Source organism: Streptomyces krungchingensis (assembly GCF_054729265.1).
On the sequence record NZ_JBPUKY010000001.1, the window covers coordinates 4738202 to 4764612 of the forward strand.

Sequence of the window (26411 nt, forward strand, 5' to 3'; positions counted from 1 at the left end):
GGGCAAGCAGTGTTTGTACGGCTACGAGGAGGTGGCGGCCAAGGATGTCGAGCTTGTCGAGGGCGAGGGTGGCGCGGCGCATCGCGGCGGGCGCGGCGTACGGCGGTGGTGGGATCGGCCTGGTGGGCGCGGCCGCCGTCGGCCTGGTGCTGGCCGAGGTTCAGCTGGCGAAGCGCCAGGTGGGCAACGGCAACGCGCCGTACGCCCCGCGCGCCGACGGCCTGTACGGATACGACTACGCCGGCGCCGCCCCCGGCGAGGCCCCGCTCCGCCTGACCATGCTCGGCGACTCCACGGCCGCGGGCCAGGGCGTGCACCGCGTCCGGCAGACACCGGGCGCGCTGCTGGCCTCCGGGCTCGCCGCGGTGGCCGAGCGGCCGGTGGAACTCTGCAACGTGGCGCTGCCCGGTGCCCAGTCCGACGACCTGGACCGCCAGGTGGTGCTCGCCCTCGCCGATCCCGCCCGGGTGCCCGATGTCTGCGTGATCATGATCGGTGCGAACGACGTGACGCACCGGATGCCGCCGACCCGGTCGGTGCGCCACCTGTCCTCGGCGGTGCGGCGGCTGCGCACCGCGGGCGCGGAGGTCGTCGTCGGCACCTGCCCCGACCTGGGCACCGTCGAGCAGGTCCAGCAGCCGCTGCGGTGGCTGGCCCGGCGGGCGTCGCGCCAGCTCGCCGCCGCGCAGACCATCGGCACGGTCGAGCAGGGCGGCCGGACGGTGTCGCTGGGCGACCTGCTGGGCCCCGAGTTCGAGGCGAACCCGCGGGAGCTGTTCGGGCCCGACAACTACCACCCGTCCGCGGAGGGGTACGCGACGGCCGCGATGGCGGTGCTGCCCACGGTGTGCGCCACGCTCGGCCTGTGGCCGGCCGACGAGGAACGGCCGGACGCCTCGCGGCACGAGGGGTTCCTGCCGGTGGCCCGGGCCGCGGCGGAGGCCGTGTCCGAGCCCGGCACGGAGGTCACTGCCGCCATGCCCACGGGGCCGCGGGGGCCGTGGGCGCTCCTCAAGCGCCGTCGCCGCCGGAGGCTCCCCGCCACGGACCCGGCACCGGCGCCGTCCCCGTAGCCCCCCGCCCCTGCGGTGCCGCAGCCCGGGGGCAGGCTCCTGTGCCTCAGCCTGGGTGCAGGCTCCTGTGCCTCAGCCCTGGCGGTGGGCTCGGCGCGCCCAGGCATCGGCCTGGACGGCCTCGTCCTCAAACGCCGGACGGGCTGGGGTTCCCTGCCCTCGACCCGAACTCCCCGGACCACGTCGAATCGGCCTGAACGGCCTCGTCCTCAAGCGCCGGACGGGCTGACGTTCTCTGCCCTCGGCCGGAGCTTCCCAGCCCACGTCGAATCGGCCTGAACGGCCTCGTCCTCAAGCGCCGGACGGGCTGACGTTCTCTGCCCTCGGCCGGAACTCCCCAGCCCACCCCGTATCGGCAGGTCCCCCGCCCCCGGAAACACTTGGCGCACCGGGGGGCGGAGCGCAAGTTTCAGCCCCTCCGGCGTTTGAGGAGCGGGGTCTGGGGCGGAGCCCCAGGTGTGGGACGGGTAGGGGCGGAGGGGGCGAGAGACAGGTCCAGGGTCCAGGCTGGAGAAGAAGCCCCGCCGGAAAGCCCCCCGCCCCGCCAAGAAGAAGCCCGCCGAAAACCCCCGCCCCGCCAAGAAGAAGCCCGCCGAGAAGGAGCTCCACCGCCCCCAGCAGAAAGACCCCCGGAGCCCCCTCACGAGGCGCCCCCCGCACGGAGGAACCCACCTCAGGCCCCCCGACCCCCCACAAAAGGCGCCCCCGCCAGAGAAAAGCAAGCGCTTAGAAAAGTGCGGCCCGAGTCACACCCCCACACCCGTGACCTCGCCCATACGTACGGGTAACTTCCCAACCAGCCCTGCTCGAAGGTTCATCCCCGTATGCCAATGGAGCCGTGATGCCCGAAGCCGTGATCGTCTCAGCCGCCCGCTCCCCCATCGGCCGCGCCTTCAAGGGCTCCCTGAAGGACGTGCGCCCCGACGACCTGACCGCCACGATCATCGAGGCCGCCCTCGCCAAGGTCCCCGAGCTGGACCCGAAGGACATCGACGACCTCATGCTCGGCTGCGGCCTCCCCGGCGGCGAGCAGGGCCACAACCTCGGCCGCATCGTCGCCGTGCAGATGGGGATGGACCACCTCCCCGGCTGCACCATCACCCGCTACTGCTCCTCCTCGCTGCAGACCTCCCGCATGGCGCTGCACGCCATCAAGGCGGGCGAGGGCGACGTCTTCATCTCCGCGGGCGTCGAGATGGTGTCGCGCAGCGTGAAGGGCACCAGCGACGGCCTGCCGGACACCCACAACCCCCTCTTCGCCGAGGCGGAGGCCCGCACCGCCGCCGTCGCGCAGACGGAGGGCTCGACCTGGCACGACCCGCGCGAGGACGGCCTGATCCCGGACGCGTACATCGCGATGGGCCAGACCGCCGAGAACCTGGCGCGCCTCAAGGGCGTCACCCGCCAGGACATGGACGAGTTCGGCGTCCGCTCGCAGAACCTCGCCGAGGAAGCCATCAAGAACGGTTTCTGGGAGCGCGAGATCACCCCGGTCACGACGCCCGACGGCACGGTCGTCTCCAAGGACGACGGCCCGCGCGCCGGCGTGACCCTGGAGGGCGTGCAGGGCCTCAAGCCCGTCTTCCGCCCCGACGGTCTCGTCACGGCCGCCAACTGCTGCCCGCTGAACGACGGCGCCGCCGCCCTCGTGATCATGTCCGACACGAAGGCCCGCGAGCTCGGCCTCACCCCGCTCGCCCGCATCGTGTCGACCGGTGTCACCGGCCTGTCCCCCGAGATCATGGGCCTCGGCCCGGTGGAGGCCAGCAAGCAGGCCCTCAGGCGCGCCGGTCTCACCGTCGACGACATCGACCTGTTCGAGATCAACGAGGCGTTCGCCGCCCAGGTGATCCCGAGCTACCGCGACCTGAACATCCCGCTGGACAAGCTGAACGTGAACGGCGGCGCGATCGCCGTCGGCCACCCCTTCGGCATGACCGGCGCCCGCATCACCGGCACGCTCATCAACAGCCTCCAGTTCCACGACAAGCAGTTCGGCCTGGAGACGATGTGCGTCGGCGGCGGCCAGGGCATGGCGATGGTCATCGAGCGCCTCAGCTGACACGGTCGCGCACGCGGATCCGAACGGGCGGCAGATCCCGTACGGGTGACCGTTGTTGAACCGAACGTGATCGGATCGGCCCAGATCCCCGCAACCACCGGGACTCTGGGCCGATTTGTGATCCAATCCCGCCCAAGATGTGACCTATCTCCCCCTGGAGAGCGATTTTCGCAGGTCAGAGCGCTTGCACGACTAAACCTCAGGCACAAAGTCCTGTCCCTTTCGTGACGTTACGCACTGACAGCCGGATGGTCCGCCCTTCAAGCTGATGTAGGAAGTCGGGGGCCGACCTTGAACCGGGAGTACGTCAGTGAGCGCCATGCCGATTGCTTTGCTCCTCACCACGGGTGCCACCGCGGCCGTGGGCATCGCCGTACTGCGCACCGTGCGGGGACTGCGTCGACAGGTCGCGGCTCTGCACACCGAGCTCGTCGAGAGCCGGGCGACGGCCACCGCGCGCGGTCTCGTGCCCGCCGCCCGCCCGGCCGCCGACACGGACGAGATACGGGCCGCGGTCGCCGAGGCGCTCGCCGAGGAGCGGGAGCGGGAGCTCGCCGAGGCGCGGGCCTTCTGGGCCGCCCAGGAGGCGCGTGACGCCTCCGAGGCACCCTCCATGCTCGGCCTGACGGACAGCGAGCTGTTCCTGCCGCGCCAGTCGGACTTCGTCGGCCTGGAGCCCCTGGAGCCGGTCACCGAGGCCGCCGCGGACGCCGAGGAGGGCTCCGCGGGCGCCCACGGCGAGTCGCCGGAACTGGCCGCGGCCCGCCGCCGCCACCCTTCCCACCCGGACTTCGTACCGGTCCAGTCGCCCGTGGTGAACGACCATGAGCGCACGGTGGCATGCCTGGAGGAGCTCGCCGTGTCCGGCACGGAGCTGGCGGACGTCCGCCCCGGCCCGCTCGGCACCCTCGACGTCTACGTCTTCGCGGACGGTACGACGCTGTGCATGACACCGGGTCACCGTGAGACGGCGGAGCGGCTCGCCACCGCGCTGAGCGAGGGCGAGACCCCGGTCCTGCTCGGCGGCTCGGGCGTCTCGGGCGCGTACACGCTGACGTTCGCCTGCGGCGAGGAGAACGTCTACATCCTGGCGGACCGCGTCATCGCGTCGCTGTAGGAGCGCGCGCCGCCCAGAAGCATCACCCCGCGCCGGAGTCGGTCAGCCGATCAGACCCCGGCGCGTTTCTGTGCCTCCTCCACGAGGGCCACCGCCTGCGCCAGCTCCTCCTCGGTCGTCAGTACGAGAGCCAAGTCGTGCGCCGCGACGGTGATTTGGTCGGCGGCGGCGAACATGCCCGCGTCGGGCATCTCCCGGGGGGCCGCGGCGGGGTCCTCCAGATGCTGGGCACGCAGTGCCAACTCCCTGGCCAGACCCAGTGCCTCGGCTGCCGCGCTGCGTTGCAGGCGGCTCTGCGGCGCGGCCCGCAACCGGTCGGCGAAGTGATCCACGGCTCGGGTCAGCGGCGTCGTATCAAGCACGTCGCGAGACTACGCGCCGCGACAGGACTGTTGCCAACAACCCAACCCTCAGGCACGGTGGCGTGAAGGACCGGCTTACATCCCCATTGCGTCCGGAGGCGCCGATGTCCCAAGTCTTCTCCGAGGAGACCCATCGCAATCTGCTCGCCCGAATCCCCCACTGCACCGGTCGTGAGATCTCCGACTGGCTTCGCACCGTCGAGGAAGGCCCCGCCCTCTTCCGCTTCGAGGAGAAGGTCAGCTGGCTCCGCGCCGAGCACAACCTCGCGTACGGCCACGCCAAAGCGATCATTCACGAGTACGACCTGAGGAGGGCCGCGCGCAAACTGCTCTGAGCGCGCACCGCAGTGACATCAGGCATCCGACGACAGGCATCCCACGGCGAAGGGCCCGCGAACCGGTGGTTCGCGGGCCCTTCAAGTGCCTGTGGCCGGGTCGTCCGGCCAGGTGGCCGGCCGGTGCGGAGACCCTTGTCGCCGCACCGCCGGCAGCCGGCTAGTCGTCGCCGCTGAAGATGGCGACCAGGCGCAGCATCTCGACGTAGATCCACACGAGGGTGAGGGTCAGGCCGAACGCGGCCAGCCAGGCCTCCTCCTTCGGCGCGCCGTAGGCGATGCCGTCCTCGATCTGCTTGAAGTCGAGGGTCAGGAAGAACGCGCCGATCAGGATCGCGAGGATGCCGACGATCGCGCCGAGCGGGCCCATGCTGCGCAGTCCGCCGTCCTCGGCGACGCCGAACACGACCAGCAGCAGGTTGACCGCCATGACCACGACGAACGCGATCGCGATGGTCATGCCGATGCGCGCGTACCGCGCGGTCACACGGATCCAGCCCGCCTTGTAGACGAGGAGGGTCGCGCCGGTGACCGCCATGGTGCCGAGCACGGCCTGGAAGGGCGCGCCGGACCACTGGCTGTTGTACATCTCGCTGATGACCCCGAGGAAGACGCCCTCGAAGGCGGCGTAACCGAGGATCAGCGCGGGCGAGGCGGTGCGCTTGAAGGACTGGACCATGGCCAGCACGAAGGCGACCAGCGCGGCGCCGATCGCCAGGCCGTAGCTGGTGGACGACACCGGCAGCAGGGCCCAGGCGAGGATGGCGCCGACGGCGACCGTGCCGAGCGTCATGGCCGAGCGCATGACGACGTCGTCCATCGTCATACGGCCGGTGGTGGCCGGGGCCTGCGGCGGAGCGCCGTACTGGAGGTCCTGCTGTGCGTACGGGTTCTGCGCGTAGGGGTTGCCGCCCTGCTGGGCGTACGGGTTGCCCTGGGTTCCGGCAGCGGGTCCCCCGGCCTGCGGCGCCGCGTTGAACCCCGCGTAACCGTTGTCGCGGCTGAACCCCCGTCGCGAGAAGACCGGGTTACTGCTCCTCATTTCACTCCTCCATGGCCACCCTGCGCGGCCTTGGCCTCAAGGGTAATAGGTAGGCAAAGGATTGACCCTAGTGCTTGGGGAGGATCTTTCCCTCGTGCTGCCACGGTACGCGTGCGGTCTCGAGGCTGCCCGCACTGGTACCAAGCCGTGACAGCACCCGTGGCCTCCTCTTTATGCCCGCTGTCGCGCCGGCTGCCCGGCCCGGCCCTTCGCGGCCCGCCGTGCCCCCTGCGCCCCCGGGCGCTGCTCCGTCCGCGGGGCCGTGCCCGCGGACGACACCCCCTAGTCCAGCGGAAAGCCGGTGTACCCCTCGGCCAGGTCGGCCTCGGCGGCCCTGGTGCCCGCGATCCGCTCCAGGCGGGCGAGCTGGATGCGTCCGTCGAAGGGCGAGGCGCCGGGGTCGCTGTGCAGCAGCGTGGTCATGTCGTACGAGAAGCGCTCCGCCTGCCAGACGCGGCGCAGGCAGGTCGCGGAGTACGCGTCGAGCAGGGCGGCGGAGCCGGTCTCCTTCTCGTGCGTGAGCGCCCGCGCGAAGGTGACGACGTCGCCGACGGCGAGGTTGAGGCCCTTCGCGCCGGTCGGCGGCACGATGTGCGCGGCGTCCCCGGCGAGGAAGAGCCGTCCGTGCCGCATGGGCTCGTGGACGTGGCTGCGCATCGGGGTGACGGACTTGGAGGTGATGGGGCCCCGCCGCAGCCGCCAGTCGTCGTGGGTCTCCAGGCGCCGCTCCAGCTCGTCCCAGATCGCCTCGTCCTCCCATTCCTCGGCGGTGGTGCCCTGCGGCACCTGGAGGTAGAGGCGGGAGACGTCCGGGGAACGCATGCTGAGCAGGGCGAAGCCGCGCTCGTGGCGGGCGTAGACGAGTTCGTCGTGGGAGGGCGGCACGTCGGCGAGGACGCCGAGCCAGCCGAACGGGTAGGTCCTCTCGAAGACGCGGGAGAGTCCGGAGGGCACGGCCTGCCGCGCGACTCCCCAGAACCCGTCGCATCCGACCACGTAGTCGCAGTCGAGGACGTCCTCGCGGCCCTCGTACCGGAACCGGACGCGCGGGCGGTCGGTCCCGGCGCCCTCGACGGCCAGCGCCTCGGCGCCGAAGAGCAGCGGACCGCCCTCCTTGAGCTGGAGCGCTATGAGGTCCTTGCAGACCTCCGTCTGCGCGTACACCGTCACGGAGCGTCCACCGGTGAGGGCGGGGAAGTCGACGCGGTGGCGCCGGCCGTCGAAGCGCAGCTCGATCCCGTCGTGCCGCAGACCCTCCCGGTCCATGCGCTCGCCGGCCCCGGCGGCCCGCAGCACGTCCACCGTGCCCTGCTCCAGGATCCCGGCCCGCTGACGCTGCTCCACGTACGCACGGTCCCGGCTCTCCAGCACGACGGAGTCGATCCCCGCGGTGTGCAGCAGCCGCGCCAGCAGCAACCCGGCCGGCCCGGCCCCGACGATCCCGACGGTGGTACGCATCGGCACGCCCCTTCGCGTTCCCGTGTTGTTCGCTCAGTGAAATTTCCTTCACTGTTTTCCTCTGGGGTGAGTCTCCGACCGCACCGGCCTGCTGTCAACGGTGTGAGACGAAGCTCCCGCGGGAACCCGCGCACGGCCGCGTTCCGCGGTGCGCCACGGATGGACGAGAGGGTCGGAGGTGCCCGGAACCGGACTTGAACCGGTACGCCCGCGAGGGGCAGCGAGGTTTAAGCTCGCCGTGTCTGCATTCCACCATCCGGGCAGGCCATGGGCTCCGCATCGAGATTCCGAGCCTATCGGGACGCATCCCCCGAACAGCGGCCGGGCGACCCGATGTTGTCTTATTTTATTGATGTCTGAGGGTGCATCAGCACTCGGTACGGGCCATCCGCACTTGCCAATAGCCTTTCGGACGCCCCACGGCATCGCATGCGGAATGACGGAATTTCACCGTCCGAACGAGCGCACTGTGTGACGTCGCACCCGGGGGGTCTCTCAGGGGGTTCCGTCATCCCCAGGTATGACTCGGCCGCCGCCGGTCCGACCGCAGTCTGTCCCCGGAACCGGAACAGCGGCTGACTACAGCGCGCGGATCGGGACCGACGATGGGAGACATCCCCGAACGTCGTCCCGACAGGAGCACTCTCCCGTGACCACCACGCCCCTCGCCGGCACCACCACCGCCGTGGCCGCCCGCGCCACGGAACTGTCGAAGGTCTACGGACAGGGCGAGACCCAGGTGGTCGCCCTCGACCGGGTCTCGGTCGACTTCCGGCAGGCCGAGTTCACCGCGATCATGGGGCCCTCGGGGTCCGGCAAGTCCACGCTCATGCACTGCGTGGCGGGCCTCGACACCTTCAGCAACGGCTCCGTGCGCATCGGCGAGACCGAGCTGGGCTCCCTGAAGGACAAGCAGCTGACCAAGCTGCGCCGGGACAAGATCGGGTTCATCTTCCAGGCCTTCAACCTGCTGCCGACGCTGACGGCCCTGGAGAACATCACCCTCCCCATGGACATCGCGGGCCGTAAGCCCGACAAGCAGTGGCTGGACACGGTCATCAAGATGATCGGGCTGTCCGACCGCCTCGGGCACCGGCCCTCCCAGCTCTCCGGCGGCCAGCAGCAGCGCGTCGCCGTCGCCCGCGCCCTGGCCTCGCGGCCGGACATCATCTTCGGTGACGAGCCGACCGGAAACCTCGACTCGCGCTCGGGCGCGGAGGTGCTGGGCTTCCTGCGCAACTCCGTACGGGAGTTGGGGCAGACCGTCGTCATGGTCACCCACGACCCGGTGGCCGCCGCGTACGCGGACCGCGTGGTCTTCCTGGCGGACGGCCGCATCGTCGACGAGGTGTACGGGCCGACCGCCGAGTCCGTGCTCGACCGGATGAAGCAGTTCGACGGCAAGGGCCGCACGAGCTGACGCCCCGTCCGACCACCGCCCACCCCGCCGCCGTACCTTCCCTGGACTGAGAAAAGACCCATGTTCCGTACCGCCCTGCGCAATGTGCTCGCGCACAAGGCCAGGCTCCTGATGACCGTGCTCGCCGTGATGCTCGGCGTGGCGTTCGTGTCCGGGACCCTGGTCTTCACCAACACGATCTCGGACGCCTACCAGAAGAGCTCCGCCAAGGGCTTCGACCAGGTCGACGTCGCCGTCCGGCCCAAGAGCCAGGAGGACAGGGGCGACACGGTCGGCAAGGAGCACAAGCTCACCCGGCCGCTGCTCGACAAGGTCGCCGCCGCCCCCGGCGCGGGCACCGCCGTCGGTGTCGTGAACGGCTTCACCGCCATCGCCGGCAAGGACGGCAAGCTCATCGGCGGCGGCTTCCAGTCGCAGGGCGGGAACTACTGGGGCACCGACGACCCCCGGTACCCGCTGACGAAGGGTCACGCGCCGCACGGCGAGGACGAGGTGGCCATCGACTCCGAGACCGCGCGGCGGGCCGGCTACAAGGTCGGCGACACCGTACGGATCTCGGTCGACGGGCCCGTGCTGAACCCCACGGTGACCGGCATCTTCACCACGGACGACGGCAACGTCGCCGCGGGCGGCAGCCTCGCCCTGTTCGACACGGCCACCGCGCAGCGGCTGTTCCACTCGGTCGGCTCCTACGACGAGATCGACGTGAAGGCCGCCGCGGGCACCAGCCAGACCGCGCTGCGGGCCGCGATCGACCGGGTCGTGCCCGGGGACGTCGCCTCCACCACCACCGGCCGGCAGCTCGCCGACGACCAGGCCACCCAGATCGCCTCGGCGATGAGCGGCATGAAGACGGGTCTGCTGGTCTTCGCCGGGATCTCGCTGTTCGTCGGCACGTTCATCATCGCCAACACCTTCACCATGCTGGTCGCGCAGCGCACCAAGGAGCTGGCCCTGCTGCGCGCGGTCGGCGCCTCCCGCCGGCAGGTCACCCGGTCGGTGCTGGTCGAGGCGTTCGTGGTGGGCGCGGTCGCCGCCGTCGCGGGCCTGGCCGCGGGCATCGGCATCGGCGCGGGGATGCGTTCCCTGATGGGCACCTTCGGCGCCACCGTGCCCGACGGCCCGCTGGTCGTGTCGCCCGGCACCGTCGGCACGGCGCTGCTCGTCGGCGTCCTCGTCACCATGCTCGCCGCCTGGCTGCCGGGCCGCCGCGCCGCGAAGATCCCGCCGGTCGCGGCGATGAGCAGCGTGCACGCGAAGGCGACGACGAAGTCGCTGGTGCTGCGGAACACGCTCGGGGCCCTGCTCGCCGCCGCCGGTGTCGCCGTGGTCCTGTACGCGACCACCCTGGACGGCTCGGACGGCCAGGCCCCGATGGGCTTCGGCGCGGTCCTGCTCATCATCGGCGTCTTCGTCCTCACCCCGCTGCTGTCCCGGCCGCTGATCGCGGCAGCGGCCCCGGTGCTGCGCGTCTTCGGCATCTCCGGCAAGCTGGCCCGGCAGAACTCGGTCCGCAACCCGCGCCGTACGGCGGCGACCGCCTCCGCTTTGATGATCGGTCTCACCCTGATCACCGGCATGACGGTGATGGCGGGCAGCCTGCAGAAGTCCATCGACAAGATGGCCAGTTCGGCCATCCGGGCGGACTACGTCGTCTCGATGGCGAACGGCAACTCGCTCTCCCCCGACGTCGAGAAGAAGCTCGCCGGGGTCGACGGGGTCACCGACACCAGCTCGCTGCGCAACGCGCCCTCCCGCATCGACCGGCAGACCGAGTTCCTGACCGGCGTCAACGGACCGGCCATCACCGAGCTGACCGACCTCGACGTCACCGACGGCTCCTTCCAGGTCGGCGGCACCCGGGTCGTCGTCGACAAGGACACCGCCGCCTCCCACCACTGGAAGGCCGGCTCGCGGTTCACCGTCTCGTACGAGGACGGGAAGAAGCAGCGCCTCACGGTCGCCGGTGTCTACGAGGGCAACGAGATGATCCAGGGCATCATCCTGGACAACGCCACCCTCTCGCCCCACCAGAGCGACGCCTCCGACATGCAGGTCATGCTGAAGACGTCGCACGGCGCGTCGGACGCGACCAAGGACCGGCTGGAGAAGGCCCTCGGCGACAATCCGGCCATCAAGGTGCAGGACAAGCAGGACCTCTCCGACGGCATCGCGCAGATGTTCACCCTGATCCTGAACATGATGTACGGCCTGCTCGCGATGGCGGTCGTCGTCGCCGTCCTCGGCGTCATCAACACCCTGGCCATGTCGGTCTTCGAGCGTTCTCAGGAGATCGGGATGCTGCGTGCGATCGGCCTCGACCGCAAGGGCATCAAGCGCATGGTCCGCCTGGAGTCCCTGGTCATCTCGCTGTTCGGCGGTGTCCTCGGCATCGGCCTGGGCGTGTTCTTCGGCTGGGCGGCCGGTGAGCTGCTGGGCAGCAGGATGTCGACGTACGAACTGGTCCTGCCCTGGGGCCGGATGGCCGTCTTCCTGCTCCTCGCGGCGACGGTCGGCGTCCTGGCGGCGCTGTGGCCGGCGCGCCGGGCGGCCCGCCTGAACATGCTGACGGCGATCAAGTCGGAGTGACACCGGTCGGCCCGGACCGCGGGGCCGGGGCCCCTCCCGTACGGATACGGGAGGGGCCCCGGCGCGTGCGGGTCAGTTCCAGGTCCGCGCCCGCAGCGGCAGCCCGGAGGCACCGGCCGCTTCGGGTGTCCTGACCGCAAGGACCTGGTTGACGCCGATGCGGTTGTGTTCGAAGGCGAGCGCGCTGGCCGCCATGTACAGGCGCCAGACCCGGGCGCGCGGAGGGCTGGAGAGCTTGACCGCCCGTGCCCACTGCGCCTCCAGGTTGGCGACCCAGCGGCGCAGGGTGAGCGCGTAGTGCTCGCGCAGGGACTCGACGTCGCGCACCTCGAACCCGGCGCGCTCCAGCTGGGTCACCGTGGTCCCGACCGGCGCGAGCTCGCCGTCCGGGAAGACGTACGCGTCGATGAACTCGTCCACGGAGTACGTCGTCTCGTCCCGCTGCGGGCGGCGGGCGATCTGGTGGTTGAGCAGCCGGCCGCCGGGCTTGAGCAGCCCGTGCAGCACCTGTGCGTACTCCAGATAGCGTTCGGCGCCGACGTGTTCGGCCATCCCGATGGAGGAGATCGCGTCGTAGGGACCGTCGGTGACGTCGCGGTAGTCCTGCACCCGGATCTCGACCCGGTCGGTCAGGCCCTCGTCGGCGACCCGCTTGCGGGCGTAGGCGGCCTGCTCCTGCGACAGCGTCACCCCGACGACGCCGACGCCGTGCTCGCGGGCGGCGTGGATGGCCATCGATCCCCAGCCGCAGCCGACGTCCAGCAGCCGCAGGCCGGGCTTCAGACCGAGCTTGCGGCAGATCAGTTCGAGCTTGTCGCGCTGGGCGTCCTCCAGGGTCCCGCCGTCCTCCCAGTAGGCGCAGGAGTACACCATGGAGGGGCCGAGGACGATCTCGTAGAAGTCGTTGCCCACGTCGTAGTGGTGGCTGATGGCCCGCTTGTCGGTGCGGCGGGTGTGCAGGTGACGGCGTCTGCGCGTCTCCTCGCGCGGCGGGGCGGGCGGCAGCGGCGGGCCCGCCATGGCCACCAGGCCGCGGACGGCGGCCCGCACCTGGGGGTCGCGCAGTGACTCGACGAGCCCCCGGGCGTCCTCCCCGCGCTCCCACACCAGCCCGGACATCAGGTCCAGGGCGGCGTACAGGTCGCCCTCGACGCCGAGGTCACCGGAGACCCAGCCGCGTGCCAGCCCCAACTCGCCCGGCTTCCACAGCAGTCGGCGCAGGGCCCGCCGATTGCGTACGACGAGGACGGGAGCGCCGGGTGGCCCCGCCTCCGAACCGTCCCAGGCGCGGACGCGCACGGGGAGGGGGGTTCCCAGCATCTGCTCGACAAGGCTCTTCAGCCGCAGTGCGGCGTCCTGCATGGCGCACACCTCCGATGGGGGTCTCCCCCACTCGAACGAAGCCGAGGGCTCGGGGTGGACACTCCCGAACGCTCCGACACCACGTAAACACCATCGCGCCCCTCGCGCAGTCCCCCTTACGCGTTACGGCTTCGCAAAACAGGTGTAGCGGCCATGCTTTTCGTCGGCGCGGGCCCGCACCTCCTTGACCCGTCCGGCGGAACGCCGAAGGGGCCGCCCGCACCACGGATGGCGGGCGGCCCCTTCAGGGCGTTCGGTGACCGGAGGTCAGGAGGCCTTGGCCTTCTCCTCGGTCTTCACGGCGGGCGCCGGAGCGGCCGCCGCTGCGGGCGCCGGCTTGGCGGCCTCGTAGAACTCCTCGCGCGGAGTCTCCATGGCGCCGAGGGAGACGACCTCGCGCTTGAGGAACATCGCGAGCGTCCAGTCGGCGAACACGCGGATCTTCCGGTTCCAGGTCGGCATGGCCAGACCGTGGTAGCCGCGGTGCATGTACCAGGCGAGACGGCCCTTGAGCTTGATCTTCATCTTGCCCATGACGATCATCGCGACGCCCTTGTGGAGGCCGAGACCCGCCACCGCACCCTTGTTGGAGTGCGCGTACTCCTTCTGCGGGAAGCCCCGCATGCCGGAGATCACGTTGTCGCCGAGGACCTTGGCCTGACGCAGCGCGTGCTGGGCGTTCGGCGGGCACCAGGCGTTCTCGACACCGGCCTTGCGGGCGGCGACGTCCGGCACCTGCGCGTTGTCGCCGGCGGCCCAGATGTAGTCCGTGCCCTGCACCTGGAGGGTGGTCTGGGTGTCCACGTGGCCGCGCGGGCCGAGCGGCAGACCGAAGCGGGACAGGACCGGGTTCGGCTTGACGCCGGCCGTCCACACGATGGTGTTGGAGTCGACCTCCAGGCCGTTCTTCAGCACCACGTGACCGTCGACGCAGGAGTCCATGGAGGTGGAGAGGTAGATCTCCACACCGCGGCTCTCCAGGTGCTCCTTGCCGTACTGGCCGAGCTTCGGGCCGACCTCGGGAAGGATCTTGTCCGCGGCGTCGACGAGGATGAAGCGCATGTCCTCACGGGACACGTTGTTGTAGTACTTGGCCGCGTCGCGGGCCATGTCCTCGACCTCACCGATGGTCTCCGCACCGGCGAAGCCACCGCCGACGAAGACGAAGGTGAGCGCCTTGCGCCGCACCTCCTCGTCCGTGGTCGAGTCGGCCTTGTCCAGCTGCTCGAGGACGTGGTTGCGCAGGCCGATGGACTCCTCGATGCCCTTCATGCCGATGCCCTGCTCGGCGAGGCCGGGGATCGGGAAGGTGCGGGAGACCGCGCCCATCGCGATGACGAGGTAGTCGAAAGGCAGCTCGTACGCCTCACCCACGAGGGGGGCGATCGTGGCGACCTTGCGGTCCTGGTCGATGGTGGTGACCCGGCCGGTGAGGACCTCCGCCTTCGGGAGCACGCGTCGCAGCGGGACGACGACATGCCGAGGGGAGATGCTGCCGGCGGCGGCTTCGGGGAGGAAGGGCTGGTAGGTCATGTACGACCGGGGGTCGACGACCGTGACGGTCGCCTCTCCGTAGCGCATCTTCTTGAGAATGCGCCGAGCTGCGTACAGGCCTACGTACCCACCGCCTACTACGAGGATCCTGGGACGCTCCGTGGTGCTCATGCCATCGAGTATCCACCCGCCCCCGGGGGGTCGCTCGTGCGCCCCTTCACAAGCTTTGACAGGGGCTCTGCTACACTGCGCCGCCCACGTGACCCAGGTCATGTCGCCGCGGGGGAACCACTGTGCCATGAAGGCCGTTGTCAACACCGCGTGAGCTGCCGCTCCGGCCCCACCGGCCGACAGGACCACTGCCCCGCGGGACCCTCCCGCGCCGCCCCGGAGACGCTCCGGTGAGCACGCTCCCGGGCCGCGTGAGCCCTCGCACGGGGCCCTGGGGGCCAAATCCTCGCCCAGCAGGGCCTTTTTCCTTGTGAAGAACTTCACGAAGTTTTCCGACGGCGTGTCGCCCGGTGCCGTTCCAGCCGCCCGAGGGGCGCTCATACGTTATTCGACCTGCTCAGCCGAGGCTACCGATTGGTAGTAAAAGGAGAGCCAGACCACGGCGGAGCCGTGGCCCGCGTCACCGCCGGGCCGGTGCCGCCGAGGCCGGAACCCCGGGGGACACCGCAGGCCGGGCCGCTACGCGCCGGAGTCCCCGGCCACACTCCAGGCAATGCCGTCGAGGATGTCGTGCTCGCTCACCACGACCTCCCGGGCGCCGATCCGCTCCATGATCGAGAGCAGGACGAGGGCCCCCGAGGCGATGACGTCCACACGGCCCGGATGCATCGAGGGGATCGCGGCCCGCTCGGCGTGCGTGGAGGCGAGCAGCCACTCGGTGATCTCACGGACCTTGTCGTAGGAGACCCGGGAGTGGTGGATCGCCGCGGAGTCGTACTCGGGGAGGTTCTGGGCGATCGCCGACACCGTGGTCACCGATCCGGCCAGCCCGACGAGCGTGTGCGCCTCGCGCAGGGGCACGGTGCGCTCCGCGAGGTCCAGCGCGGCCTCGATGTCGGCGCGGATCGCCTCGACCTGGGCGGGCGTCGGCGGATCGCTGACCGCGCCCTCGTGCACGAGGTGCCGCTCCGTCATGCGTACGCAGCCGATGTCCACCGAGCGGGCCGCGCGCACGTGTTCCTCGCCCACCACCAGCTCGGTGGAGCCGCCGCCGATGTCCACGACGAGGAAGGGCCGGGCGAGGTCGTCGCGTCCCGTCAGCTCCTTGGTCGCCCCGGTGAAGGAGAACTCCGCCTCCTGGTCCCCGGTGATGACCTCCGGCTCGACCCCGAGGATCTCCAGCACCCCGCGCACGAACTCGTCCCGGTTCTCGGCGTCCCGGGAGGCCGAGGTCGCCACGAAGCGCAGTCGCTGCGCGCCGAGCTCCTTGATGAGCGCCGCGTAGTCCCGGCAGGCCGCGAAGGTCCGCTCCAGCGCCTCCGGGGCGAGCCGTCCGGTGCGGTCGACGCCCTGTCCGAGCCGCACGATCGTCATCCGGCGGTCCAGCTCGACGAGTTCACCGGTGTGCGGATCCGCGTCGGCGACGAGCAGCCTGATGGAGTTGGTGCCGCAGTCGATGGCGGCGACCCTGGTCATGGTCTCTGGTCTCCTGTCGTGGTCGTCCCCGCCGCCGGCCGTCCCGGACCGGCTCCTCCCCGAAGGGCGGTCCCCCGGTACGCGGGCGCGGGCCCGGGGCAGGTCGGTCCCGGGGCGAAGGGTGCGGGGACGCGGGGCGGCGGCCCGAGGGCGGCCGCTCCCGTCACCCGCGGCTCGTCAGTCCTGGTCCCCGTCCGGCAGGACCACACAGGCCCCCTTGCTCCACCACTCCGGGAGCATGGCGATCGCCTCGTCCCCGAGGGGGTTCACACCCGGCCCGGCGGCCAGCGAGTGCGCCACCAGCACGTGGAGGCACTTCACCCGGTCCGGCATGCCGCCCGCGCTGGGGAAGCCCTCCAGCACCTCGATGGAGTCGCGGCGCGCGATGTAGTCCTCGTGCGCGGCACGGTACGCGGCGGCCAGCTCCGGGTCGGTCGCCAGCCGTTCGGTCATCTCCTTCATGACCCCGTTGGCCTCCAGCGTCCCGATGGCGGACGCGGCCCGCGGGCACGTCAGGTAGTACGTCGTGGGGAACGGTGTCCCGTCGGGAAGACGCGGCGCCGTCTCGACGACGTCCGGCTGCCCGCACGGGCACCGGTGCGCGATCGCGCGCAGTCCGCGCGGCGGCCGGCCGAGCTGCTGCTTGAAGGCCTCGACGTCCGCGTCGGTCGGTTCGGTGCGCGGGGTGGGCGGCGGTGGCGTTTCCATGCCGTGTGTCACATGTCTTTCTGGTCAGTTCACTTGTCGGCGGCGTCGGACTTGTCCACGCCGTCCCAGACGTTGGCGTACCAGGGGCGCGGTGCCGCCCGCCGGTCGGCGCGGGACTGCTTCGCCGCGTCCGGGTCGACGACGATGTAGCCGGTCTCGCCGGGCATCACGTAGTGCAGCCGGTCCCGGATCTGCTGTTCGGCGTACGCGTCGTCCTGCCAGCGTGCCTTGAGGTCGCGCAGCTGCTCGACCCGCTGCCGGGCCTGCTCCCGCTGCCGCTCCACGTCGGCGATCTCGGCGCGCTGGGAGACGTACTGCCTTATCGGGTACGCGAGCGCGACGATCAGGGAGCACAGGACGAGGGCGAGCAGCGCGGCCCGGCCGGTCAGCCGGGAACGACGGGCCTGCCGCTTCGTCTGCGAGCGGTACACCCGGGCCGCCGTCTGCTCACCGAGCAGCCGCAGCCTGGTCGCGGTGGAGAACCGGTCCCGGTCCTTCACGGCCATGTATCCCGCCTCCCCGGTGCTTGCGCGTCCGCCGGCCCGTCACGTGCGTACGTCCCCGCACACGGTACGGGACCGAGTACGGGGACGTACGTACGACGCTTCCTAAGCCAGTGCGACTCAGCCCTTGAAGCGGGGGAAGGCGCTGCGGCCGGCGTACACCGCGGCGTCGTCGAGGATCTCCTCGATGCGCAGCAGCTGGTTGTACTTGGCGACGCGGTCCGAGCGGGCCGGGGCGCCGGTCTTGATCTGACCGCAGTTCACGGCGACCGCGAGGTCGGCGATCGTGACGTCCTCGGTCTCGCCGGAGCGGTGGGACATCATGCACTTGAAGCCGTTGCGCTGGGCCATCTCGACGGCGTCCAGGGTCTCGGTCAGCGAGCCGATCTGGTTGACCTTGACGAGCAGGGCGTTGGCGGAGCCCTCCTCGATGCCGCGGGCCAGGCGCTCCGGGTTGGTGACGAAGAGGTCGTCGCCGACGATCTGGACCTTGTCGCCCAGCTTCTCGGTGATGACGTTCCAGCCGGCCCAGTCGTCCTCGTACAGCGGGTCCTCGATGGAGACCAGCGGGTACGCGGAGACGAGCTCCTCGTAGTACTCGGTCATCTCGGCGGCCGAGCGGGACTTGCCCTCGAACTCGTACTTGCCGTCCTTGTAGAACTCGGACGCGGCGACGTCGAGCGCGAGCGCGATCTGCTCGCCCGGGATGTAACCGGCCTGCTTGATGGCCTCGAGGATGAGGTCGAGCGCGGCGCGGTTCGACTCCAGGTTCGGGGCGAAGCCGCCCTCGTCGCCGAGGCCGGTGGACAGGCCCTTGGTCTTCAGCACCTTCTTGAGGGTGTGGTAGACCTCGGCACCCCAGCGCAGGGCCTCGGAGAAGGACTCCGCGCCGATCGGGGCGATCATGAACTCCTGGATGTCCACGTTGGAGTCGGCGTGCGAGCCGCCGTTCAGGATGTTCATCATCGGAACGGGCAGCAGGTGCGCGTTCGGGCCGCCCAGGTAGCGGAAGAGGGGGAGGTCGGACGCCTCGGAGGCGGCGTGCGCGACGGCGAGGGAGACGCCGAGGATGGCGTTGGCGCCGAGCGAGCCCTTGTTGTCGGTGGCGTCCAGGTCGAACATCGCCTGGTCGATCAGGCGCTGCTCGGTGGCGTCGTAGCCGACGAGCTCCGGGCCGATCTGCTCGATGACGGCGAGGACGGCCTTCTCGACACCCTTGCCCTGGTAGCGGTTGGGGTCACCGTCGCGGAGCTCGATGGCCTCGAAGGCACCGGTGGAGGCGCCGGACGGGACGGCGGCACGACCGGTGCTGCCGTCGTCGAGGCCGACCTCGACCTCGACCGTGGGGTTGCCTCGGGAGTCCAGGATTTCCCGGGCTACGACGACGTCGATGGACGGCACGATCATCTCCTTCTGGGATGTGACGCGGGTACGCCGGACACCGGGCCCGGCACGGCGCGGAGCCTGGGACGGCTTCGCGACATGAGCCTAACCGCCTCGGGGGGATCGGCCAGCCTGACGACCACCCCTTGAGCAGAACCGAGCGTAAATTGTTTCCGAACGGAACAAAAACCTGCCCCGTACATGAATACCGCCCCGCACGAAAAGCCCCGCCCCGGCGCGTGCGGGGGAACACGTGCCGGGGCGGGGAGCCCGTGGGGACGGGGGGACCCTCACGAGGCCTCCGCTACGGAGACCCCTTCCAGGGGAGGGCCATGGACCGGCCGAGGCCTTTCGGGGCCGGTGCCGGACCGCGGCCGGCGGTGCGGGGCCGGACCGGACGGCGTGGACGCCGGTCCGGACCGCGCACGGCCGGTGGGGGCGCGGCCGCAGGTGGGGGCTGCGGACGCGGACGGACGCACGCAGGCCCGTGGGGGGAGAGGCCGCCGCGCGAGGGCCGATCAGCCGAGGTGCAGCTGCTGGCCCGGGAAGATGAAGTCGGCGTCGTCGACGATGTCCTTGTTCAGCTTGAACAGCTGCTGCCAGCCACCCTTGACGTGCTTCTTCTCGGCGATGGAGCTGAGGGTGTCGCCCTTGACGACCTTGTACTCGCCGTCACCCTTCTTGACCTTCTCGCCGGTCGGGGTGGTGACGGTCTTCTCGGCGGCCGGGCGCTCGGCGGAACGCGAGGCGGGCTGCTCCGTCGTACGGGTGGTGGTGCTCGGGGTGCTCGACGCGGAGTCGGCGGTGCCGCCGTTGTACGGGGTGCTCGACAGGCCCGTGCCGCAGTTCGGCCAGGCACCCTTGCCCTGCGCGGCGAGGACCTTCTCGCCGATGGCTATCTGCTGGGCCTTGGAGGCCTTGTCGGCGGTGGAGGCGTAGGCGGTGCCGCCGTACGCGGCCCAGGTGGAGGCGGCGAACTGCAGCCCGCCGTAGTAGCCGTTGCCGGTGTTGATGGCCCAGTTGCCGCCGGCCTCGCACTGGGCGACGGCGTCCCACTCGGACGCGGTGGCGGCGGAGGCGTTGCCGGCGGCCATCAGCGGGGCGGCGATGGCGACACCGGTGACACCGGCGAGGGTGGCGACACGTGCGGCCTTGGACGGACGACGGTGCTTGCCCTTGTCGGAAAACAGCATGGAGGATCCCCTCACCGACGCCTGCGAGGTGAGCTGTCGGGTTCGGGCGGGTGAGTGCCCGGCCGTGCGCTCGGCGCTCGGCTCCACCCCTAGCCGCTCCCGGTTCAACTACCGGTCGCGGCACTTACCTTGGGTCCCCCGCTCCTGCCCACGGCGCTTGACGCGTCGACTGTTCCCGTACGGCCGTCGGCAGGATTCGGCGTTGCGACCGTCGGGGCCCGCTGTGGCGAGCGATCACGACCGTAGGCATGCGGCCGACGGAATTCCAAAGACGATCAGGGCCTCTGAGACTCATCTCTCACTCGCACCAAACCGGACATTCCGCGGCGAACCATGACGCGAACTCCCGCTACTTTTCGCCCGATTCGGCATCAACTGCAAGGCTCTGACCGGGGAGGATGAGGTCGGGGTCGGCGCCCACGGTCTTCTTGTTCGCGTCGTACAGCCCGGACCATCCGCCCGGCAGGTCGAGGGTGTCGGCGATCGTCGAGAGGCTGTCGCCGTCGCGCACGGTGTAGGAGCCGTCGGCCGTTTCGCGCGAGGGACCCGAGTCGCGGGAGGCGTGCCGTCCCGGAGCGGCGTCCTTGCGGGCGTCGCCCGCGTCCTCCGTCGCGTCCTCGTCGGCGCTGTCGCCGCGGTGGCGGCCGGCTCCGGCCGTGCCTCCCTCGGACGCCTCCGAAGACTCGTCGTTCCGGCCCGACTTGTCCGATTCATCGCTCTTCGGCGTCGCCCGGTCCGAGCGGTCCGAGTCCTGGGAGCCCTGGGAGTCCTCGTCGGACGAGGTGTCGGACTTGGTGGAGTTCCCGCCCTCGCGCGAGGTGTCGGTCAGGGACGACGAACCGGACGAGAAGGAGGAGTCGGAAGAATCAGATGAAGAGGACGAACCGGACGAGTCCGAAGAACCGCCCTCGTCCGAGGAGCCGTTGCCCAGGCCCGTGTCGACCTCGACGTCACCGGAGTGCTTGCTGAGCCCGGAGAGCGGCCCGCAGGTCGGCCAGGCGGCGAGCCCCTCGCCGTCGAGGACCTTCTCGGCGATGGCTATCTGCTGCGAGCGGCTGGCCTGGTCGGCGCTCGGGGCGTAGGCGAGACCGCCGTACCTCTCCCAGTTGTCCTGGGTCAACTGGAGGCCGCCGTAGTAGCCGTTGCCGTTGTCGGCGCTCCAGGCGCCGCCGCTCTCGCACTCCGCGACCCGGTCCCACGTGGTGCCGTCGGCGGCGCTCGCGCTGGTGGCACCGAGCAACGGGATCGCGATGGCCGATCCGGTCACTCCTGCGGCGACGATGAGGGCCGGGGCCTGACGGGGGCGACGGTGACGGCCGTTCCCGGAGAGCATGCGGAAGCCTTTCGCGTGACAGCAGGTGACTACAGCGGCTACAGCGACAGATGGGCCGCGTTGCTGGGTGAACGTATCCGTACTCGAACGCTTGTCACAAGTCGATGCAGCGCAGATCACGTGAAGATCACAGATATGACGGACCGTCACCCACCGCCCACCAGGACGCCGTTCCGCGGCATGCCTACCTGATCGGCGTGAACTCCACCGGAAGGGTGCGCAATCCACGCATAATGAGCCCGCCACGCCAACGCAAATCGGCAGGATCCACCGCGAGTTGCAGATCGGGCAGGCGGGTGAGGAGCGTGGCGAGCGCGGTCTGCCCCTCCAGACGGGCGAGCGGCGCGCCGAGACAGTAGTGCAGGCCGTGGCCGTACCCGAGGTGTTGGTTGTCACGCCGGGACAGGTCGAGCGTGTCCGGCTGTTCGAACCGTGCGGGGTCACGGTCCGCAGCCGCCAGGACGACGAGGACGGGGTCGCCGGGCGCGATGTCCTGTCCGCCGATCCGCACGGACTCCGTGGCGAACCGCCAGGTGGCGAGTTCGACCGGCCCGTCGTAGCGCAGGAGTTCCTCGACCCCGGTCTCCAGCAGCCCCTTCTCCCCCGCGGCGAGGGAGGTCTGGAGGCGGGCCCGCTGCCCGGGGTGGGTGAGGAGGGCGTAGGTGCCGTTGCCGATGAGGTTGACCGTCGTCTCGAATCCCGCGAAGAGCAGGATGAACGCCATCGCGGCGGCCTCGTTCTCGGTGAGGTGCTCGCCGTGGTCGGAGGCACGGATGAGTCCGGAGATGAGGTCCTCGCCGGGTGCGGGGTGCTCGGGCAGCGCCTCCCGCTTGCGGTGGATGAGTTCGGCCAGATAGCCGCGCATCTTCTTGACGGACCGCGCCACCCCGCCCCTCGGCCCCCCGCCGTGCCGGATCATCATGCCCGCCCAGTCCCGGAAGTCGTCCTGGTCCTCGCGGGGGACGCCGAGCAGGTCGCAGATGGCGTAGATGGGCAGCGGGAACGCGAAGTCGTGGATGAGGTCCGCGGAGCCCTCGCCCGCGAACCGGTCGATCAGCCGGTCGGTCAGTTCCTGCACACGCGGCGCGAACTCGGCCACCCTGCGCGGGGTGAACGCCTTGCTGACCAGCCGCCGCAGCCGGGTGTGGTCCGGCGGGTCGATGTTCAGCAGATGGGTCATCAGCTCGGCCTTGCGCTCGCCCGGGATGCCCGTCTTCCCCTTGGCGTGGGCGGGTTCGTCGTGATGGGCGGGGTTCTTGGACAGCCGCTGGTCGGCGAGCGCCTGGCGGGCGTCCGCGTACCGGGTGACGAGCCAGGCCTCCACCCCGCTGGGCAGCCGGGTCCGGTGCACCGGGGCGTGCTCTCGGAGCCAGGCGTACGCCGGGTAGGGGTCGGTCGCGAACTCCCAGGTGAAGAGTTCGGGGGCGGGGCTGGCGGAGGCGTGGGGCTCGGTCACTCCCCGACGGTATCCGCAGCGCCCGGGGGTGCCGGGACCGACCGGCGGCCGGGGCGGACGGACGGTCCCGGCACGGCGCGCACCGGCCGCGTGCGGGCTCCCTCGGCGGCGGGCGGCTCGCGACGGCCCCGGACCGGACCGTGCGGCGCTGCGGCGCACGGTCGGGGGCTGTCGCTGCGGCACACGGTCGGGGGCTGTCGCTGCGGCACACGGTCCGGGGCTGCTGCTGCGGTACACGGTCCGGGGCTGCCGCCACGGCGCACGGTCCGGGGCTGTCGCTGCGGCGCGCGGTCGGGGGTGGCCGGCCGGGGCCCGCGTGCATGGGGCCCGGGTGCCGCGCGTGCCGGACGGGGAGCCGCGAGACGGGGCCGGCGGGGCGCCGCGCGTGCCGGACAGGGAGCCGCGATACCTGGCCGGCGGGGCGCCCCGTTCCCTTCATCCGGACTGTCCGTAAATCGCCTGCTGTTTGACCACGCGGCTCGACGAGTCCATACATTCGCGCGGTGGACCCCGAGATACTCCGATCCAGCTTCGCGGTCGTCGAGAGGCGCGCCGAGTTCGCGGTCAAGTACTTCTACTCCCATCTGTTCCGCCACCGTCCGGAGCTTCGCGCGCTGTTCCCGCTGGACCTCCCGCAGGACATGGAGCGGCAGCGGGACCGGCTGTTCGCGGCGCTCACCCATGTGACGGAGCGGCTGGAGGACCCGGGACTGCCCGACTATCTGCGGGAACTCGGCCGTGACCACCGCAAGTACCTCGCCGAGCCCGAGCATTACGCGGCCGTCGGAGCGAGCCTGATCGCCGCGTTCGCCGCCGTCGCGGGCTCGGCGTGGAACGCGGAGGTCGAGAAGGCCTGGCACGAGGCGTACGAGGCGATCTCGGACCTGATGCTCCAGGGCGCGTGGGAGGCGCAGCACCGCGGTGAACCGCCCTGGTGGGACGCAGAGGTGACCGCGAGGACGCGGCACGGCGACGACCTCGTCGTCCTCACCCTGCGGCCGCGACGGCCACTGCCCTACTCCCCCGGCCAGTACGTCGGCGTCAACGTCCCCCATCTGCCGGGCGTCTGGCGGCCCTACTCGCTGGCCAACGCGCCCCGCCCCGACCACTCGGTGGATCTGCACGTCAGCCGGGTCGAGGACGGGGTGCTGTCCACCGCTCTCGTCCGGCAGACCCGGGAGGGCGACGTCCTGCGGCTGAGCGCGCCCGGCGGCGAACTGACCCTGCGCAGCTCCGTGGAGCGGCCCGTCACCCTCATCGCGGCCGGCACGGGCTGGGCTCCCGTGAAGGCGCTGCTGGAGCAGCTCGACGCGTCGCACGAGGCCCGGCTGTTCCTGGTCGCCCGCGACATCGAGCACCTGTACGGCCGGGATGCCGTGGAGCGGTTACGGCACCGGCTGCCCCGGCTCGCCGTCACCTTCATCACGCCCGCGCCCGGCCGCCCGCGGACGCAGGCCACCGAACGCCTCCTGACCGCGCTGGGCAACCGGGCCGGCTGGTCCCGGCACGACGTCTATCTGGCCGGTCCTCCCGAACTCGTCGAGGAGGTCCGCGAGACCCTTCCCGCCCTCGGCACGCCCCTGGAGCGGATCTTCCACGACGTGCCGGGGCCGGCGGGGCAGCCCCGGCCGCTGGGCGCGGCGGAGTGGCTGCTCGGCCGCCCTCGCCCGAGCTGGCACAACCCGTCGGGCCGCACGGCCCGGACGTGACTCCGGTCGGGCGGCACACAGGGTTTGTCGTGACTCCGATCCGGACGTGCCACCGCTGGGACGGGACACCGATCCGGACGAGCTCCGGGCGGGACAAAACAGCGGCCCGTACGTACCTCGGCCGGGACATGACCGCGGCCCGTACCCGCCTCGGCCGGGACGTGACCGCGGCCCGGATGTGACCGCGGCGCAGACATGGCCGCAGTCCGGGCCGGGCCGGTGGGTCAGTCGGCGTCGGGGGCGGAGCCCTCGGCCGTGCGGATCGCGTCGCGGTAGGCGCGTGCCGCGGCCCGCAGCGCCGCCTCCGGGTCCACTCCCTCGGCCTCGGCGCGCGCGGCGACGGCCAGCAGCTCGTACCCCACGCCCTCGCCGTGCGGCAGCTCGACGTCGAGGCCCGCCGTGCGCACCCGGGAGACCAGTTTCGTGGCCAGCGCCAGTCCGGGCTGCCCCAGGGGCACCCCCTCGGTCACGGACGACCGCTGCTTCTCCACCGCCTTCGTGCGCAGCCAGTGCTCCTTGACCTCCTCCGGCGTCGTGGCCGTCTCCTCGCCGAACACGTGCGGATGACGGTGGATCAGCTTGGCGACGATGCCGCCGGCCACGTCGTCGATGGAGAAAGGCTCGGAGCCGTCCTCGGGCCGGCCCTCCTGCGCGATACGGGCGTGGAAGACGACCTGGAGGAGGACGTCGCCGAGCTCCTCGCGCAGCTCGTCGCGGTCACCGGCCTCGATCGCCTCGACGAGTTCGTACGCCTCCTCGATGCCGTACTTGGCGAGGCCCTCGTGGGTCTGCCGGGACGACCAGGGGCACTCGGCACGGATGCGGTCCATGACCTGGACGAGGTCGAGCAGCCGCGCGCCCGGCAGGTCGTACGAGGCGGGCAGCAGCTCCAGGTCCGGCATCCGTATGCGGCCGGAGCCGGCCAGCCGGGCCAGGCCGTCGGTGAGCCTCGGCTCACCTTCGCCGGTGGCGACGACGACCACGGTGCGGCCGCCGGCGCAGGCGTCGACGAGGTCCTGCGCGGTCGGGGCTCCTTCGTCGACGGTGACGCCCGCGTCGCGCAGATACGGCAGCTGGGGATGCGTGCCGTCGGCGCACACGACCTGGTCGGCGTCGCGCAGCACCTGCCAGGCGGGCCAGGACAGCAGGCCGGGCGCCACCCGGTGGCTGGTGGTGAGCAGGACGACACGGCCCGGGTCGGGGACGGCCGGGCCGTCGGCGGCGGCCGGGTCGCCTTCGGGGCCGGGTGCGGTCGGGGCGCCGTCGAAGCTGCTGGTTGCGTTCACCCCTCGAACGTAACCCACGCCGCCGACGGCCCGGACGGTTGTCCACAGGCTGTGGGCGGCCGTACGGCAGGCGTTCGCGAACCGTCCGGCCGAGCTGCCCGGTCCAACCGTCCGGCCGAGCTGTCCGGCCGAGCCGTCCGGGGTGCCTGGCGCCACCGCTGCCGGGCCCCGCGGTCCGGCCCGGCACCGGCGCGTCCGGGCCGGCGGGCCGCTACGCGGTCTGCTGGGTGCCCGCCGAGGTGACCTCGCGCAGCCAGGGCGTCTTCGCGTCGACGCGGCTGCTCTTCTGGACGTCCCAGGCGCCGTAGCGCGGGTTCAGGTCGACGTCGAGCTGCTTGGAGGCGGCCGACATCGCCTTCCAGAACGCGGCCTTGCCCTCTGCGGTGTTCATGTCGGCGCCGAGGGCAGAGGCCAGCTTCTGGGCCTCGATCTCGGTGCGCAGGCTGTCCTCCAGGCGCTGCGGGGCCACCCCGTACTGCTGGAGCCAGGCCGTCTCCAGGGCCTTCGCACCGCCCGCCTGCTGTTCGAGGGCCGTGCGCATCTGCTGGGTGTCCTTGCGGGTCACGGTCACGCCGGCGTTCTTCGCGGCACGGTCGAGGACCCGGTCGAGGACCATGCTGTGCAGGGTGTCGCGGGTGAGGCTGCCGGTCTTCGCGACGGCCTGCTCGTACTGGGCGTCGTCCTGGGTGGCGGCCCGCTGCGCGTCGCGCACCTCGTTCACCCGGCTCTCCAGCTGCGCGACGGTGATCCGCTGACCGCCGACGACGGCGGCCGCGCCCGGATGCGCGTCGCCACCGCACGCGGTGAGGAGGGGTGCCGCGGCGACGATCGCGGCGGAGAGGACGAGCGCGGTGCGACGGCGGCGGTGCAAGGAAGCCT

The 26411-nt window shown here is 71.4% G+C and carries 21 protein-coding genes, 1 tRNA gene and 1 riboswitch; of the genes, 7 read left to right on the forward strand and 15 right to left on the reverse strand.

Annotation, left to right across the window (positions count from 1 at the left end; translation table 11 throughout):
* The first annotated feature begins 44 nt into the window (after positions 1–44).
* The 3 genes from ACSYGO_RS20845 to ACSYGO_RS20855 all read left to right on the forward strand — a co-directional run bounded on the left by ACSYGO_RS20845 (position 45) and on the right by ACSYGO_RS20855 (position 4252).
* Positions 45–1073, forward strand: a complete 1029-nt coding sequence (locus ACSYGO_RS20845) for an SGNH/GDSL hydrolase family protein (protein WP_426677787.1) — start codon at positions 45–47, stop codon at positions 1071–1073.
* Between the two features lie 841 nt (positions 1074–1914).
* A complete protein-coding gene (locus ACSYGO_RS20850) occupies positions 1915–3135 on the forward strand; it encodes an acetyl-CoA C-acetyltransferase (protein WP_432174247.1) in 1221 nt (406 codons plus the stop codon).
* A 319-nt stretch (positions 3136–3454) separates the two neighbouring features.
* Complete coding sequence (locus tag ACSYGO_RS20855; protein ID WP_426677785.1) at positions 3455–4252, forward strand: hypothetical protein; 798 nt, start codon at positions 3455–3457, stop codon at positions 4250–4252.
* A gap of 50 nt (positions 4253–4302) precedes the next feature.
* Here the strand turns inward: ACSYGO_RS20855 and ACSYGO_RS20860 are convergent, their stop codons facing one another.
* On the reverse strand, positions 4303–4614 hold the full coding sequence (locus ACSYGO_RS20860) for a hypothetical protein (protein WP_426677784.1): 312 nt from the start codon (positions 4612–4614) through the stop codon (positions 4303–4305).
* 104 nt (positions 4615–4718) lie between these two features.
* On the opposite strand from ACSYGO_RS20860, the gene ACSYGO_RS20865 reads away from it, so the two are divergent.
* Positions 4719–4949 (forward strand): DUF4287 domain-containing protein, encoded by a 231-nt coding sequence (locus ACSYGO_RS20865; protein ID WP_028803887.1) that lies wholly within the window; start codon positions 4719–4721, stop codon positions 4947–4949.
* 160 nt (positions 4950–5109) lie between these two features.
* Here ACSYGO_RS20865 and ACSYGO_RS20870 read toward each other — a convergent pair whose 3' ends face one another.
* From ACSYGO_RS20870 to ACSYGO_RS20880, 3 genes are all read right to left on the reverse strand, one after another.
* Positions 5110–5991 (reverse strand): Bax inhibitor-1/YccA family protein, encoded by an 882-nt coding sequence (locus ACSYGO_RS20870; RefSeq protein WP_028803888.1) that lies wholly within the window; start codon positions 5989–5991, stop codon positions 5110–5112.
* Between the two features lie 282 nt (positions 5992–6273).
* The gene (locus ACSYGO_RS20875) at positions 6274–7449 is read right to left on the reverse strand and encodes a 4-hydroxybenzoate 3-monooxygenase (RefSeq protein ID WP_460387225.1); all 1176 of its coding nucleotides are present in this window, start codon (positions 7447–7449) and stop codon (positions 6274–6276) included.
* Positions 7450–7628: 179 nt separating this feature from the next.
* A tRNA-Leu gene (locus ACSYGO_RS20880) sits at positions 7629–7711 on the reverse strand.
* 387 nt (positions 7712–8098) lie between these two features.
* Between ACSYGO_RS20880 and ACSYGO_RS20885 the strand changes: the two genes are divergently transcribed.
* Together ACSYGO_RS20885 and ACSYGO_RS20890 are read left to right on the forward strand one after the other, a co-directional pair.
* The gene (locus tag ACSYGO_RS20885; protein ID WP_095934822.1) at positions 8099–8869 is read left to right on the forward strand and encodes an ABC transporter ATP-binding protein; all 771 of its coding nucleotides are present in this window, start codon (positions 8099–8101) and stop codon (positions 8867–8869) included.
* Positions 8870–8929: 60 nt separating this feature from the next.
* Positions 8930–11458, forward strand: coding sequence for an ABC transporter permease (locus ACSYGO_RS20890; protein ID WP_460387226.1), 2529 nt, complete (start codon positions 8930–8932; stop codon positions 11456–11458).
* A gap of 72 nt (positions 11459–11530) precedes the next feature.
* Here ACSYGO_RS20890 and ACSYGO_RS20895 read toward each other — a convergent pair whose 3' ends face one another.
* The 9 genes from ACSYGO_RS20895 to ACSYGO_RS20935 all read right to left on the reverse strand — a co-directional run bounded on the left by ACSYGO_RS20895 (position 11531) and on the right by ACSYGO_RS20935 (position 22537).
* Positions 11531–12820 carry a class I SAM-dependent methyltransferase gene (locus ACSYGO_RS20895; protein WP_426677780.1) on the reverse strand — a complete coding sequence of 430 codons (1290 nt, stop codon included), beginning with the start codon at positions 12818–12820 and terminating at the stop codon, positions 11531–11533.
* Between the two features lie 267 nt (positions 12821–13087).
* Entirely contained in the window at positions 13088–14485 is a 1398-nt protein-coding gene (locus ACSYGO_RS20900) for an NAD(P)/FAD-dependent oxidoreductase (RefSeq protein ID WP_426677779.1), read from the reverse strand.
* 519 nt (positions 14486–15004) lie between these two features.
* The gene (locus tag ACSYGO_RS20905) at positions 15005–15961 is read right to left on the reverse strand and encodes a Ppx/GppA phosphatase family protein (protein WP_426677778.1); all 957 of its coding nucleotides are present in this window, start codon (positions 15959–15961) and stop codon (positions 15005–15007) included.
* A gap of 177 nt (positions 15962–16138) precedes the next feature.
* Positions 16139–16669, reverse strand: coding sequence for a DUF501 domain-containing protein (locus ACSYGO_RS20910; protein ID WP_095934827.1), 531 nt, complete (start codon positions 16667–16669; stop codon positions 16139–16141).
* Positions 16670–16698: 29 nt separating this feature from the next.
* A complete protein-coding gene (locus ACSYGO_RS20915) occupies positions 16699–17175 on the reverse strand; it encodes an FtsB family cell division protein (RefSeq protein WP_359496530.1) in 477 nt (158 codons plus the stop codon).
* 117 nt (positions 17176–17292) lie between these two features.
* Positions 17293–18579, reverse strand: a complete 1287-nt coding sequence (eno, locus tag ACSYGO_RS20920; protein WP_460387227.1) for a phosphopyruvate hydratase — start codon at positions 18577–18579, stop codon at positions 17293–17295.
* A gap of 494 nt (positions 18580–19073) precedes the next feature.
* On the reverse strand, positions 19074–19748 hold the full coding sequence (locus tag ACSYGO_RS20925; protein WP_426677777.1) for a transglycosylase family protein: 675 nt from the start codon (positions 19746–19748) through the stop codon (positions 19074–19076).
* 3 nt (positions 19749–19751) lie between these two features.
* A riboswitch (cyclic di-AMP (ydaO/yuaA leader) is annotated at positions 19752–19914 on the reverse strand.
* Between the two features lie 183 nt (positions 19915–20097).
* The gene (locus ACSYGO_RS20930; protein WP_460387228.1) at positions 20098–21081 is read right to left on the reverse strand and encodes a transglycosylase family protein; all 984 of its coding nucleotides are present in this window, start codon (positions 21079–21081) and stop codon (positions 20098–20100) included.
* A gap of 184 nt (positions 21082–21265) precedes the next feature.
* Positions 21266–22537, reverse strand: coding sequence for a cytochrome P450 family protein (locus ACSYGO_RS20935; protein ID WP_426677775.1), 1272 nt, complete (start codon positions 22535–22537; stop codon positions 21266–21268).
* A 503-nt stretch (positions 22538–23040) separates the two neighbouring features.
* On the opposite strand from ACSYGO_RS20935, the gene ACSYGO_RS20940 reads away from it, so the two are divergent.
* Positions 23041–24246, forward strand: a complete 1206-nt coding sequence (locus ACSYGO_RS20940; protein WP_460387229.1) for a globin domain-containing protein — start codon at positions 23041–23043, stop codon at positions 24244–24246.
* Positions 24247–24470: 224 nt separating this feature from the next.
* Here the strand turns inward: ACSYGO_RS20940 and ACSYGO_RS20945 are convergent, their stop codons facing one another.
* Both ACSYGO_RS20945 and ACSYGO_RS20950 read right to left on the reverse strand, forming a co-directional pair.
* Complete coding sequence (locus ACSYGO_RS20945) at positions 24471–25532, reverse strand: nucleoside triphosphate pyrophosphohydrolase (protein ID WP_460387230.1); 1062 nt, start codon at positions 25530–25532, stop codon at positions 24471–24473.
* A gap of 211 nt (positions 25533–25743) precedes the next feature.
* Complete coding sequence (locus tag ACSYGO_RS20950; RefSeq protein ID WP_426677772.1) at positions 25744–26403, reverse strand: SurA N-terminal domain-containing protein; 660 nt, start codon at positions 26401–26403, stop codon at positions 25744–25746.
* Between the last annotated feature and the right edge of the window lie 8 nt (positions 26404–26411).